Below are 12,668 nucleotides of genomic sequence, written 5' to 3'. Positions count from 1 at the left end.
ACAGGAGGTAACACCCATGTCCGGATCCCACCGCAAACCCCTGCCCGGTCACCTCGTGCCGCTCATGCGCGCGGGCTTGGTCGCCACGGCGGCGGCCGTCATGGTCACGGGGACCCCGGTCCTCGCGTCCGCCGCGCCGAACGCGCGCCACACCACCGCGCACGCCGTCAGCATCGACACCACGAGCGCGATCAGCACCGCGAGCCCGCTCCACCCCCGCGACTTCCAGGTCGCGTTCGAGATCCACCAGTACGGGGACCAGATCGGCGCCGGCGCCGACAACCGCGCCCTCGCCTCCTCCCGCTCCTGCGACGGATGGCAGCACTGCAGCTCCGCGGCGCTGTCCTTCCAGATCATCACGATGGGCGGCAGCCACCCCAAGCTCCACGCCGGAAACGTGAGCAAGGCGAGCAACAACCACTGCGCCGCCTGCGAGACGTTCGCCGGCGCCTACCAGTTCGTCCTCGACACCCCCCGACCCGTCACGCTGAGCCCCGACGCCCTGCGCCGCCTCGGACAGATCGAGGCCGACCTGCGCACCGCCGCCCGCGACCAGCCCCCGCAGAGGCTCAAGGCCGTCGCCGACAACCTCGCCGAGCAGGTCGTGGTGATCCTCGGGGAAGCCAGCGCCGCGGCGTCGGCCGACCGCGCCGCGCCCACGCCCGATGTCACGCTCACCAGGACGATCGACGGCTTGCCCGCGAGCAGCTGATCGACCCCGGGGGCGCCCCCGCTCCACCCCGAGCATGGCAACGGATCCTTCGCCCGCTGATCTGGCAGCGGGCGAACCTCGTGGGACTCCGCCACCCGCCCGCGGCACCGCCGGCGGCCGGCCCGGCCCACGCAGCCTGAACGGTCCGTGCACCCGACCCGCGCTGACGACCCGCGCGAGCAGCTCGACAGCGCCCGGCGCCACCTCCCCCGGCCCCGGAGCCAGCCACCCGCACCACCACCCGCCGCGGCGGGCCCGCCCCGCCGCGCACTTCCAGTGAGGTACCACCATGCGCCGCGTCACCAGAGCTACGGCTGCTGCCCTCGCCCTCGCCACCTCCGCCGCCCTCGCAACCGGAGCGCCGGCGCCGGCCGTGGGCGCCACCGGCCCGGGCGACCACGCCACGGCCAGGGCCTCCCACTCCGCAGCCCCCGCCCCCCGACTCACCATCACCGGCGCCCCGCAGAGCGTCTCCGCCGGCGGCAGCGCCCGCTTCACCGCCGAACTGCTGAACACCACCGGCACGGACCTGGTCCTCCACCCGGCCGTTCAGATCTCGGACGACCACCACGGCCTGCCCGTCCCCGACATGAGCCTGCGCTACAAGCAACCCTCCGAGATGAACTGGCACACCAGCGATCCGGTGACAGGACCGGGCAACGGAATCCGACTCCTCACCCCGGCCGCCGACGACACCACGACCGGGAACCAGGGGCTGCTCCTCGTGCCGGCCGGCAAGAAGCTGACCCTCGCCCTCGACCTCGGGCTGCCCCCGGGACTCGAGGACAGCCTCGCCGAGATCGCCGCGGTCGCGTACTGGGCACCCGCCGGCCCCGGCGGCACGCCCGGAACGACCACCGACACCACGCGCAGCGAGCCGCAGCGCTTCTGCATCACCCGCCCCGGCTCCCCCTCGCCGTCGGCCACCGCGCGGACGACCGTCACCCCGATCGCGTCCACCTCCACCGCGCCCTCGCCGACCCCGCAACCCGCCCTCACCAGCAGCCCCCTCGCGCCGGAAGCCCTTCCGGTCGGTGCGGTCGCGGTCGGCGAGGCCAGGAATCGCTCGGTCGGTGCGCGGGTCCTCGCGTCCACCGGCGGTGGCGCAGATCCCGCGCTGATCGCCGCCGGCCTCGCCTTCCTGGCCGCCGGGACAGGGATCGCTCTCGCGCTGCGCCGCCGACGCGCCGCCGGCCGGCACACGTACTGAGCCGGGCGACACGGGGCCTACGACCAGAGCTACATCGAGGACCTGGCCGCTCGGGCGAAGGTCGGCGACCACGACGCATTCGGCTGCATCTACCGCCTCCACTCCCCGATGATCAGCCGCTACCTCACCCGCCGGGTGCAGGACCCGTCGGTCGTCGAGGACCTGACCAGCGAGGCGTTCCTGAGAGTGACGAGGCTCTCCGCGTTGCTCTGCGAGGACTACGGAATCCCCCCGAGGCGCCGGCGGTCCTCAAGAAGGGATGACAGCAGCCCGACCACTCCCACGAGCCGTCCCGACTGCCCATGAACTGTGTGACGAGACGAAAGCCAGGTAGGGCACGGTCCGAGGAGGCTGCGTCATGGAGTCCGCTGAAGGACCCCTGGAGGGAGGTGACACCGACTCGCCGGGCAGCCGTAGCGAGCAGGAACCGCCCCTCGGACCTCCCCGGGCCGCCGGCCGCTTCCAGGAGTTCCTGGCATGGTGGGCCCGCATGCGGATGGCCGACTGGGTCGAGGACGGCTACCTCTGACGTATGACCAGGTCCGGCTTCCGGGAGAGGGTCGGGCCGGCCCCGTACACCTCGATCTCGTACAGCGAGTAGCCCCAGGCCGTCCCGCGCGCGGTGCCGTACACCCGGATGTAACGGCCGGAGCCGGTCAGGCCGGTGAGGTCCTGGACGCCGCCGGTGCCGGCGGTGGTGGAGTGGATGGTGCGCCAGGTGGCGCCGTCGTCGGAGAGCTGGATCCGGAAGGCCTTCCCGTACGCGGCCTCCCAGCGCAGCACCACACGGTTGACCGCCTGTGTGGAGCCGAGGTCGACCTGCAGCCACTGCGGGTCACCGTAGGCGCTGGACCAGCGCGTGGTGGCGTCGCCGTCGGTGGCGAGGGCCGCGGGGAAGTCGGCGGTCTCGGTGCTGGAGGCGGTGGTCGGCCGGTTGCGGGCCAGGTTGCCGGGCTGGGCGGCGCCGGGCCAGCCGGGGTTGTGGCCGACCGCTGCGGCGATCGGGGTGAACGACGCGTAGGTGGCCGTCAACCTGGGTGATCCCCAGGTCTGTTGGGCGAGTGCGCGGAGCGGGTACATGATGCCGGCGGCGATCTGCTCCTCGGTCTCGGCGTTGGGGTTGTCGCACCAGACGTGGATCAGCGAGCCGCGGTTCCTCGTCGGGTCGGTGAGGGTCCGGCCGCCCTGGAAGACGTCGGGCGCCCAGGTCTCGTACATCCATCCGGTGTCGGGCTTGGCTCCGCCGAGCACGTAGTAGGTCGGGGTCCAGGACTCGTTGGCGACGGTGTGGCCGGCGGTGGCCAACTGCTGGGGGGTGAGGCCGTAGTCGTACCAGTACTCGACCAGGATGTCGGCGTTGGGGGCGATGGTGCCGTCCCCGGACTTGATGCCGTCGTTCCACATCCGTGTGGTTTTGCCGCCCGCCCGCACCAGCGCGTCGGCCCAGTTGACGAAGCCGTAGTAGGTGTCCTTGGCGGTGGCGTTCGCGCCGTAGTGGGCGCGGGCGTAGGCCAGCAGCTGCGGATAGCGACCGTAGTCGTCGACGTACTCGTCCGCGCCGATGTGCCAGTAGGGGGCGGGGAACAGCGGCAGGTACTCGTCGACCAGGTCCTTGATCAGCGTATAGGTGCCGGGCAGCGAGAGGTCGATGAAGGCGGGGTCGACCGTGCCGGAGCTGTTCCTCAGCGCGAGTTCGGGGTGGGCGGCCACGATCGGGTTCATGTGCCCGGGGGTGTCGATCTCGGGCACGATGGTGATGTGGTACTTCCGCCCGAGGGCGACCAGGTCGGCGATGTCCTGCTTGGAGTAGTGGTCCGCGGAGACGATCTCCGGGTGGGTGGCACTCTCCAGGCGGAAGCCGTAGGTGTCCGACAGGTGGAAGTGGAAGTAGTTGAGCTTGAGGTAGGCGAGTTCCTTGATGTGCTGCTTCACCCAGGCGACGGTGAAGAACTTCCGGCCCTGGTCGATCATCAGCCCGCGCTCGGCCTTGGCCGGCCAGTCGACTGCCGTCCCGGCCGGCACGGTGGCCGACCGGTGCAGCAGCTGAAGGACGGTCCGGGTGCCGAGGAACGCGCCGGTGTCGGTGCCGGCCCGGACGGTGACCGCCGCCGCGACGGTCAGCCGGTAGCCCTCGGCGGGCAGCGTGTCGTCGCCGAGGGTGAGCGCGATGTCTCCCGCACCGGCGGTGCCGGTGGTCACCGCGACGCTACGGCCCGCCAGTTGGCCGAGGTCGTCGGCGAAGGTGGCGGCCTCGTCGGCGAGTTGGGCGGTGTAGGCGGGGTCGACGACGATCCGGCTCCCCGCGGTGAAGGTGTACGAGCCGCTGCCGGCCGTCCACTGGCGCAGCGCGGGTACGGTCTGCGGCGGCGCGGCGGCGGCGGAACCGTCTGCGACACTCTCGGCGGACGAGGCACCGGGCAGGACGAGCGCCGCTGCGGTGCAGACGGCTACGGTCAACAGCCTGAGCAGTCTCATGGGAGCTCCAAGGGGGAGGCACCAGTCCAACGCAGAACCCCTGAAGGCGTCAACAGATGATGCGAACTCGGCTGGATCGCGCATGAATGCGCATGCCTGTCCACGGAGTTGAGCAGGCGTGGGTCCACCGCACGGTCAGCGGCCGAGCCGGTCGATCTCGGCCAGCTCCGCGTCCTCCAGCGGCCCGCCGTTCAGCGCGTCGAGGTTCTGGTCCAGCTGGGCCACGCTGCTGGCCCCGATGATCACCGATACCACCCGGGGGTCGCGCAGCACCCAGCAGAGGGCCAGCTGCGCCAGGCTCTGTCCGCGCCTCTCGGCCACCCCGGCCAGCCCGCGCAGCTGGTCCAGCTTGGCGCCGGTCAGCGCCTGCTCCTTGAGGAAGTGTCCGACCGACATCCGCGAACCGGACGGCACGGCGCCCGACAGGTAGCGGTCCGTCAGCAGGCCCTGGGCGAGCGGCGAGAAGGCGATCAGGCTGGTCCCGGTACCGCCGACCGCCTCCAGCAGGCCCTCCTCCGGGCCGCGGTCGAGAATGGAGTAGCGGGCCTGGTTCAGCAGCACCGGCGTGCCGAGCTCCCGCAGGATCGCCACCGCCTCCCGGTGCTCGGCCGCCGGATAGTTGGAGATGCCGGCGTACAGCGCCTTCCCGGACCGCACCGCCCGGTCCAGTGCCCCCATCGTCTCCGCCAACGGGGTGGCCGGGTCGTAGCGGTGCGAGTAGAACACGTCCACGTACTCCAGGCCCATCCGCCGCAGCGACTGGTCGAGGCTGGCCAGCAGGTACTTGCGGCTGCCGCCGTTCCCGTACGGGCCGGGCCACATGTCGTAGCCCGCCTTGGAGGCGATGAACAACTCGTCCCGGTACGGGCGGAAGTCCTGCGCGAACAGGTGGCCGAAGTTGCGCTCCGCACTCCCGTACGGCGGACCGTAGTTGTTCGCCAGGTCGAAGTGGGTGACACCCCGGTCGAAGGCCCGGCGCAGCACGGCGCGCTGCACCTCCAGCGGCTGGGTGTCGCCGAAGTTGTGCCACAGCCCCAGGGAGACGGTGGGCAACTGCACGCCGCTGAGCCCGGCGCGGCGGTAGGTCATCGAGGCGTAGCGGTCGTCCGCGGCAAGGTAGGTCATGCCGCTTATCCTGCCAGCCCGACCGACCAAATATGAACTAAAATCAACATGGACAAACATACTGCGATCGGCCCAGGGGCGCTCGGGCTTCCATCGCATCGCCTCGCGATCACGACTTCCGGGCGCTCGACCGGTAAGCGCTTTCCGGCTACGCTGCCCCCACAGGCACGGCAGGTCGACCGCGGGCGCCCCGTCGGAAGGACGCGATGAGACTGGCATTGAGCACCCTGGGCACCCCGGGAGTCCCGCTGACCGGCTCGGTGGGCCTGGCCCGGCGGTTCGGTCTGGACGGGCTGGAGCTGCGCCTGCACCCCGACACCGGTGTGCACGCCGGCCTCGACACCGCCGAACGGGCCGCGGCCGCCAGGACCTTGGGTGGACTCCCCGCGTTCTGCCTGTCCGGGTACGTCCGGGTCTGCGAGCCCGGTGACGACGGGCCGGTGATCGCGGCGCTACGGGCAGACCTCCGACTCGCGCGCGATCTCGGGGCCGAGTTCGTCCGGGTCTTCCCCGGCGGCACCGACCTCGCCGCCGGGGCGCGCAGGCTGGCCGCGGTCGCGACCGAGGGGCCGAAGGTCCTGGTCGAGACGCACGACGCACTGCCCACCGGCGCCGCCGTCGCGGCGCTGCTGGAACGCGCACCGCACGCGGGCGCGATCTGGGACCTGCTGCACCCGTGGCGGCACGGCGAGGAGCCCGCCGAAACCCTGCGGCAGCTCGGTGGCCGCCTCGCATGCGTCCAGATCAAGGACGCCGCCTCCGCCACCTGCACCACGCCCGTCCCGCTCGGCACGGGCGCCGTCCCCCTGGCGGCCGCCCGCAGGCTGCTCGACGGATTCGAGGGCTGGGTGTCGCTGGAGTGGGAGCGGACGTGGTACCCGGACATCGCCCCGGTCGAGGACATCCTTCCCGGCGCCCTGGACTGGATCGCCGGTCGGACCTGAACGGGTCTCCCGCAGAACCGAGTTGATCGCCCGTCGGGCACCGAGCGGGTCGAACGCGCCCCGGGCCGGCCGCCCGGGACACCCCGGTCGCCGCAGCTCGGCCGCCTGCTCGACCCCTGGATGTCCGGCCCGCCTTGACAGCGCGGCCGGCCGGACGTACAGCGGGAGACATGAGTGTGCGCGATCCGATCGAGCCGGGGGCATCGCCCGCCACGGCCGCCGGGGAGGCCGCCGGTGTGACGGCCGAACGCGAGGACGCCCTGGTGGGGGCCGTCGTCAAGGCCGTCGGGGCGACCGGCGCCCATGCCGGAAGCGTCTTCCTCCGCTCCCGCGACGGCCGTTCGATCGTGCTGGCCGCCACCTGCGGGGCATCGCCCTCCCTGCTCGGTGGCTGGCGGCTCATCCCGGTCAACAGCCCCATCCCGGTGGCGGCGGCCTACCGGTCGGGCCGGACGGTCCACCTGGCCGACGCCGGCGAGACGATGCGGCGCTATCCCCAGCTCGCGGTGGCCCTGCCGTACGCGTTCGGCTCGGCCTCGGTGCCGGTCAGGGCCGGGCCGGAGAGGCTGGGGGCGCTGGCGGTCGTGTGGACGGCGCCGCCCGGGTGCGTGGGGCTGTCCAGAGCGCAGCTCCGCCATCTGCGGGCCATCGCCGGCCGGCTCGGCACCGCCCTCGCCGACCTCCGGGCCCGCGGGAGCACGCTCGAGTACGACGCCACGACGGTGCCCATCGAAGTCCCGGCCCCGACCGCACCGGCCGTGCGGGTCGGCCTCTTCGACTGGCGGCTCGACACCGGGACGGTGGTCGCCGACGAGGAACTCTGCGCGATCTTCGGTCTGACCCCCGGCACCTTCGACGGGCGCGCCGACACGCTCGCCTCCCGGCTCCACCCCGGCGACCGGGTCTCGCTCCGGGCCACGGCCCGCGTGGCCGTCGCGGATGGCAGCGTGCTCGCCCGGCGCCTGCGCGTCCGCGCCGCCGACGGGTACCGCACCGTCGAGCTGTGGGGCCGCGTGCCGGAGGCGCCCGGGGCGGAGGTGCGAAGGCACCTGGTCGGCTGCGTGCTCGACGCCGGAGCCGGAGCCGCCGCACTCACCGCGGTGGAACGGCTCCGGGACGGACTCTTCTCGCTCTCCCCGGACGGGCGGGTCACCTACGCCAACCCGAGCCTGGAGCAGCTGCTCGGAGCGCCCGTCCCCGAACTGCTCGGCCGCCGCCTGTGGGATGTGCTGCCCTGGCTGTCCGATCCCACCTACGAGGACCGGTACCGGGCCGCGATGGTCTCGCAGCAGCCCAGCACCTTCCTGGCCCACCGCCCGCCGGACCGGTGGCTCGCCTTCTCCCTGCACCCGGGTGCCAACGGGGTGACCGGCAGGGTGGCGCCTTCCGGACCACCGGTGGACCCTCCGGCACCGACGGCCCGGGCGACCCCGGTCGCCCAGGTGGCCCCCGCGCGCCTGGGCGCCATCTACCACGTGCTGCAGCTCAGCAGCGCACTGACCGAGGCGGTCACCACGGGCGAGGTGTGCGACGTCGTCTCCGACCAGCTCATGCCGGCCTTCGGCGGTCAGCACCTGGCCATCTACGTGATCGAGGAAGGCTGCCTGCACCTGCTGTGCCACAGCGGCCACCACGACCGCTTCCTGCACTGGCTGGAAGGCAAACCGCTCGACACGCCGCTGCCCGGGACGCAGACGCAGACCGCCGGCGTACCCCTGTTCGTGGAGTCCCCGCAGGATCTCGCCGCCGGCCGCCCCGCCCACCCGGTGGAAGGCATCGGAGCCTGGGCCTACCTGCCGCTGATCGCTTCCAACCGTCCCGTCGGGACCTGCATCCTCGGGTTCGACGAGATCCACCACTTCACCACCAAGGACCGGGGCATCCTGACCGCGCTCAGCGGTCTGATCGCCCAGGCACTCGAACGCGCCCGTCTCTACGACGAGAAGTCCGCCCTCGCCCACGGCCTGCAGAACGCACTCCTGCCCCACCGTCTGCCCGTCCTGCCCGGCATCCGCACCACCGGCCGGTACCTGCCCGGCACCAGCGGGATGCACATCGGCGGCGACTGGTACGACGTGATCCCCACCGGGGGCGGCGTGGCCCTCGTCGTCGGGGACGTCGAGGGCCACAGCGTCGCCGCAGCCGGCGTCATGGGCCAACTGCGGAGTGCGGTCAGGGCTTTCGTGACGGCGGGCCACTCGCCCGGCGCCGTCCTGGGCGGTACCAACCGGCTGCTGGTCGACCTCGATCCCGGGATGCTCGCCAGCTGCTGCTACCTCCGCATCGATCCGGGCACCGACCGTGCCTACGCCGTCCGCGCCGGGCACTGCCCGCCCCTGCTGCGCCGACCCGACGGCAGCACCGAAGTGCTGGAGCTGGACGGCGGACCGCTCCTCGGCGTGGACGGCGCCAGCACCTACCCGGAGACCCGGCTGGACCTTCCCCGCGGCTCGATCCTCGCGCTCTACACCGACGGCCTGGTCGAGGAACGCGGCACCGACATCGACGTGGGCATCGACGACCTGCGGGTCTCACTGGCCCACGCCCGCGCCGAGGACATCGAGGAACTCGCCGACCGACTCCTGCGAAAGGCCCGGCGCTCCCCGCACCGCTCCGACGACATCGCCCTGCTGCTCACCCACTACCGCCCCGGGTGAGCCCTGCCGGTCGAATCGCCGCCGTCGACGCCGTGACCAGGCACGGTTACGACGTGCGCAGGTCAAACGCAGGTCATTCGACTGATGCCCACCGGTGACCCGTCACTGGACGATGAGGTCATGTCCGCCGCCCCGATGCACCGAGCCTGACCGCCGCGGTGAGAAGCCCTTTCGCAAGCCGGACCACATCGCCTGGCTGCTCCCACAGAAGCAGGGTATGCATGGAAGACTCGTCAGGTTACGTCGGCAGCGGCGCTCCGGCAGCTCCCTTCCGGGTGCTCGGGCCGCTCGAGGTGAGCGGCGGGCTGGGGGCCGTGTCCGTGGCACCGGGACGCCAGGAGATCGTCCTGGGGGCGCTGGTGCTCGAGCTGAACCGGGTGGTGGAGACGGCCTCCCTGGTGGATGCCATCTGGGCCCACCATCCGCCGAAGACCGCGCGCGCCCAGGTGCAGATCTGCATCTCCAGGCTCCGCAAGGGACTTGCGGACGCGCGGGTCGGCGCCACCATCGAGACCCGCGCCCACGGCTACCTGCTGAGGGCGCCGGAGGACGCGACCGACGCCGGCCGCTTCCGTCGCCTGGTGGCGGAGGCACATGCGCTGGCCCGTGACGGCCTGAAGCTGCCCGCGGTGCAGACGCTCCGCTCGGCGATGGGCCTGTGGCGGGGGCGGTGCCTGGCCGGTGTACCCAGCGAGGTGCTGGCCGGCACGGCGGCGCAGTTGGACGAGAGCCACCTGGAAGCGGTGGAGACCTGCATGCGGCTGTTGCTGGAGCTGGGCCGGCACGAGCACCTGGTCGGCGAGCTGATGCAGCTCGTCGCCGGCCATCCGCTGCGTGAGCGGCTGCGCGGGCACCTCATGGTGGCGTTGTACCGTTCGGGCCGGCAGGCGGAGGCGCTGGAAACCTACCACCAGGGCCGCGCGTTGCTCACCGAGGAACTGGGCCTTGACCCCGGCAGGGAGCTGCGCGACCTGGCGCAGGCGATCCTCACCGACGACCCGGGGCTGGCACTGGCCGAACAGCCCGAACCCCAGGCCCTCGTGGCACCGCCGGCCACCCCGCCGGCGCAGGAGCTCGGCGCCGATCCCGACCCCGTCGTCACCCCTCGGCAACTGCCCGCCGACATCGGCGATCTCGTCGCCGACGAGACGATCGTCGCGGCGATCTGCGAGGCCGTCACCGAAGGCCGGCACAGCGGGGCGCTGAGCGTGGCCCTGGTGCTCGGCAGACCCGGCGCCGGCAAGAGCACCTTGGCCACGCACGTGGCGCACCGGCTGGCGGCCGCGTACTTCCCGGAGGGGCAGCTCTACTGCGATCTCCGCGGGCCGGACGGGCAACCGGTGGACCCGGCGCAGGCGTTGGGGCGGTTCCTCCGAGCGCTGGGCATACCTGCCGAGGCCATCCCCGATTCGCTCGACGAGTGCGCGCAGATGTACCGCAGCCTGCTGGCCGACCGCCGGATGCTGGTGCTGCTGGACGACGCGGTGAGCGAGTCGCAGGTGCTGCCGCTGCTGCCCGGCACCGGCAGCAGCGGCGTGCTGGTCACCAGCCGCAGCCCGCTCACGGCGTTGCCGGGCACCCGCCGGTTCGACGTGGAGCCGCTGAGCCCGGAGCAGGCCCTCCGGTTGCTCGGACGGATCATCGGGGAGCACCGGGTCGAGGCCGAGGCCGAGGCGGCGCGGGTCCTCGTCCGCCTGGTGGGCGGGCTGCCGCTCGCGCTGCGCATCATCGGCGCACGTCTGGCCGCCCGCCCGCACTGGTCACTGACCTCGATGTGCCACCGGCTGGAGAACGAGCCCCGCAGGTTGGACGAGCTGGCCCACGGCACGCTCTCGGTCCGGGCCAGTCTTTCGGTCAGCTACCACGGCCTGGCGGCGGCCGACCGTCGCCTGTTGTGCCTGCTCGGCCTGGCCGAAGGCATGGTGATCCCGAGCTGGCTGGGTGCCGCGCTCGTCGACGACCGCACACCGCGCCCCAGTGATCTCCTGGAACCGCTGATCGACCAGCGACTGCTCGACATCACGGCCCTGGACCAGGACGGGGAGATCCGGTACGCGCTGTCGCCGATCGTGCGGACGTTCACGCACGAGCGGCTGGCCGCGGAGATTCCCGAGGCGGAACGCCTCGCGGCGGTGCGGCGGATGGTCGGTGGCTGGATGGCGCTGGCCGAGCGGGCGCACCAGGAGATCTACGGCGGCACCTACACGCTGGTGTCCGGTCGGGCCGAACGCTGGCATCCGCCGGAGAACGTCGTCCGGCGGTGCCTGCGCGACCCGCTCGGGTGGCTGAAGGGCGAGCAGGCCAACCTGCTGGGCGCGGTGGAGCTGGCGGCCCGGTCCGGGCTGGACGAGTCGTGCTGGGAGCTGGCCACCACGCTGGTCACACTGTTCGAGGCCCATGGCTGTACCGACCTCTGGGAGCGCACGCATCGGGTGGCGCTGACCGCGGTGCAGGAGGCCGGCAACGAGCGGGGCCAGGCGGCGGTGCTCGGCTCCTTGGGGACGCTGTACCTGCACCGGGGCGAGCACGAGGCGGCGGTCCCCTACCTCAGCGCCGCGCTGGGGATGTTCGAGCGGGTCGGTGAGGTACGCGGCCGGGCGCTGTGCCTGCGTGATCTGGCGCGCATCGAGCGGCACCACGGGGACGACGATCGGGCGCTGGCCCTCTACGAGGACGCCGAGCGCGACTTCGTCCGGGCCGAGGACGTCATCGGTCGGGCGTACGTGCTCGGCGAGATGGCGCAGATCACGATGCGGCGAGCGGACTTCACCCGGACCCGTTCCTACCTCGACGAAGCCCTCGGCATCTGCCGGTCGGCCGGCTTCGACCGGGGCCAGGCTCTCGCGCTGCGGCGGTTGGGCCAGCTGCTGACGTACCAGCAGCAGTACGAGGCGGCGGAGCGGACCCTGCTCGAAGTCCTCGCCATGGTCCGGGCGAGCGGCGACCTGGTCGGGGAAGGGTACGTGCTGCACGACCTCGGCCGGGTCAACGTCGAGCTGCGTCGCACGGAACGGGCCGTCGAGTACTACTCGCGATCGGCCCGGATCCGGGAGCTGATCCTGGACGACACCGGGGCCGCCGCCGTCCGGGCCGACATCGTCGCCGTCCTGGGCCGGCCCGTGACGGCGGTCGGCTGACGCCCCTCCGGCGGTCGGCCGGTCACGTCCAGGGCGTGTTGTCGGGAGGCGTGTTGCCGGGGGGCGTGCGGCCGGGGCGGGTGCGGCCGGCGGTGGGGCCGTCGGCCGGCGTCCTGGCGGCCGGTGACTTCGTGGCGGGCATCTCGGCTCTCCTTCGCGATCCGTGGTACTGGAACCAGCCTGGCCCGGCCGCCCATCGTGGGCGCATGCCGGTGCTATCACCGCCCTATCCCCGCCCCGCCGGCCGTGGATGTTCCGGGATGCCGGGCCGATAGGGCGACACCGCAGAGTTGGGCCTGCCGACGAGCTCGGCGCCCCTTCGGGGGACGGCCGTCGGTGGTCGGACGCGCTGCGACCCAGCTGCCGAACGGATTCCGCGCAATGGCTCTGCCGTATCGATCGACCCGA

The 12,668-nt window shown here is 72.7% G+C and carries 8 protein-coding genes; 6 read left to right on the top strand and 2 right to left on the bottom strand.

The genetic code is table 11. The features are described 5' to 3' along the window. Positions 1 to 16: 16 nt before the first annotated feature. The 3 genes from AB0K43_RS03025 to AB0K43_RS03015 all read left to right on the top strand — a co-directional run bounded on the left by AB0K43_RS03025 (position 17) and on the right by AB0K43_RS03015 (position 2,451). A complete protein-coding gene (locus AB0K43_RS03025) occupies positions 17 to 712 on the top strand; it encodes a hypothetical protein (protein ID WP_363635134.1) in 696 nt (231 codons plus the stop codon). A 289-nt stretch (positions 713 to 1,001) separates the two neighbouring features. Further along, positions 1,002 to 1,922 carry an LPXTG cell wall anchor domain-containing protein gene (locus AB0K43_RS03020; RefSeq protein ID WP_363635132.1) on the top strand — a complete coding sequence of 307 codons (921 nt, stop codon included), beginning with the start codon at positions 1,002 to 1,004 and terminating at the stop codon, positions 1,920 to 1,922. 358 nt (positions 1,923 to 2,280) lie between these two features. Beyond that, complete coding sequence (locus AB0K43_RS03015) at positions 2,281 to 2,451, top strand: hypothetical protein (RefSeq protein ID WP_363635131.1); 171 nt, start codon at positions 2,281 to 2,283, stop codon at positions 2,449 to 2,451. On the opposite strand, the gene AB0K43_RS03010 is transcribed toward AB0K43_RS03015, so the two are convergent. After that, positions 2,442 to 4,397, bottom strand: coding sequence for a family 20 glycosylhydrolase (locus tag AB0K43_RS03010; RefSeq protein WP_363635129.1), 1,956 nt, complete (start codon positions 4,395 to 4,397; stop codon positions 2,442 to 2,444). The genes AB0K43_RS03015 and AB0K43_RS03010 overlap by 10 nt on opposite strands. 135 nt (positions 4,398 to 4,532) lie before the next feature. After that, a complete protein-coding gene (locus tag AB0K43_RS03005) occupies positions 4,533 to 5,522 on the bottom strand; it encodes an aldo/keto reductase (protein ID WP_363635127.1) in 990 nt (329 codons plus the stop codon). A 206-nt stretch (positions 5,523 to 5,728) separates the two neighbouring features. Here AB0K43_RS03005 and AB0K43_RS03000 point away from each other — a divergent pair, with 206 nt between their 5' ends. The 3 genes from AB0K43_RS03000 (at position 5,729) to AB0K43_RS02990 (ending at position 12,260) form a co-directional block, all read left to right on the top strand. Next, a complete protein-coding gene (locus AB0K43_RS03000) occupies positions 5,729 to 6,466 on the top strand; it encodes a TIM barrel protein (RefSeq protein WP_363635125.1) in 738 nt (245 codons plus the stop codon). Positions 6,467 to 6,636: 170 nt separating this feature from the next. Beyond that, positions 6,637 to 9,123 (top strand): SpoIIE family protein phosphatase, encoded by a 2,487-nt coding sequence (locus tag AB0K43_RS02995; RefSeq protein ID WP_363635123.1) that lies wholly within the window; start codon positions 6,637 to 6,639, stop codon positions 9,121 to 9,123. Positions 9,124 to 9,344: 221 nt separating this feature from the next. Beyond that, positions 9,345 to 12,260 (top strand): BTAD domain-containing putative transcriptional regulator, encoded by a 2,916-nt coding sequence (locus AB0K43_RS02990; protein WP_363635121.1) that lies wholly within the window; start codon positions 9,345 to 9,347, stop codon positions 12,258 to 12,260. Positions 12,261 to 12,668 lie beyond the last annotated feature (408 nt).

The sequence above is a fragment of the Kitasatospora sp. NPDC049258 genome (genome assembly GCF_040678895.1).
Lineage (GTDB): Bacteria > Actinomycetota > Actinomycetes > Streptomycetales > Streptomycetaceae > Kitasatospora.
Note: the sequence above shows the minus strand (reverse complement) of the source record. Positions and strands in the feature narration are given on the sequence as shown.

Coding starts and splice junctions, on each gene's coding strand:
- AB0K43_RS03005 (WP_363635127.1), bottom strand. CDS start 5,522: ATGACCTACCTTGCCGCGGACGACCGCTACGCCTCGATGACCTACCGC.
- AB0K43_RS03025 (WP_363635134.1), top strand. CDS start 17: ATGTCCGGATCCCACCGCAAACCCCTGCCCGGTCACCTCGTGCCGCTC.
- AB0K43_RS03020 (WP_363635132.1), top strand. CDS start 1,002: ATGCGCCGCGTCACCAGAGCTACGGCTGCTGCCCTCGCCCTCGCCACC.
- AB0K43_RS03000 (WP_363635125.1), top strand. CDS start 5,729: ATGAGACTGGCATTGAGCACCCTGGGCACCCCGGGAGTCCCGCTGACC.
- AB0K43_RS02990 (WP_363635121.1), top strand. CDS start 9,345: ATGGAAGACTCGTCAGGTTACGTCGGCAGCGGCGCTCCGGCAGCTCCC.
- AB0K43_RS03015 (WP_363635131.1), top strand. CDS start 2,281: ATGGAGTCCGCTGAAGGACCCCTGGAGGGAGGTGACACCGACTCGCCG.
- AB0K43_RS02995 (WP_363635123.1), top strand. CDS start 6,637: ATGAGTGTGCGCGATCCGATCGAGCCGGGGGCATCGCCCGCCACGGCC.
- AB0K43_RS03010 (WP_363635129.1), bottom strand. CDS start 4,397: ATGAGACTGCTCAGGCTGTTGACCGTAGCCGTCTGCACCGCAGCGGCG.